Origin of the sequence: Escherichia sp. WS1368 (assembly GCF_046487485.1) — a bacterium.
GTDB classification, from domain to species: Bacteria; Pseudomonadota; Gammaproteobacteria; order Enterobacterales; family Enterobacteriaceae; genus Escherichia; species Escherichia coli.
Window position 1 is genome coordinate 1 of the sequence record NZ_JBJQJI010000052.1, and the last position, 572, is coordinate 572.

Consider the following 572-nt stretch of genomic DNA (forward strand, 5'->3'; position numbering starts at 1 on the left):
ACAACGCCCGCGCCAACGGTACGGCCGCCTTCACGGATTGCGAAACGCAGACCGTCGTCCATCGCGATCGGGTGGATCAGGGTAACAACCATTTTGATGTTGTCGCCCGGCATTACCATCTCTACGCCTTCCGGCAGTTCGATGGTACCAGTCACGTCAGTAGTACGGAAGTAGAACTGCGGACGGTAGCCTTTGAAGAACGGAGTATGACGGCCGCCTTCATCTTTGGACAGAATGTACACTTCAGATTCGAACTTGGTGTGCGGCTTGATGGTGCCCGGCTTAGCCAGTACCTGACCACGTTCGATTTCTTCACGTTTGATACCACGCAGCAGAACACCTACGTTCTCACCAGCACGGCCTTCGTCCAGCAGTTTGCGGAACATTTCAACGCCAGTACAGGTAGACTTCTGAGTCTCTTTGATACCAACGATTTCAACTTCTTCACCAACTTTGATGATACCGCGTTCTACACGACCGGTAACAACGGTACCACGACCGGAGATGGAGAATACGTCTTCGATCGGCAGCAGGAACGGCTTGTCAATCGCACGCTCTGGTTCCGGAATGTA

1 protein-coding gene is annotated in these 572 nt (G+C 53.1%); it reads right to left on the reverse strand.

The window, feature by feature from the left end; all coding sequences use genetic code 11:
* On the reverse strand, positions 1-572 hold a 572-nt coding region (locus ACJHYD_RS24510), incomplete at both ends, for an EF-Tu/IF-2/RF-3 family GTPase (protein ID WP_045147895.1).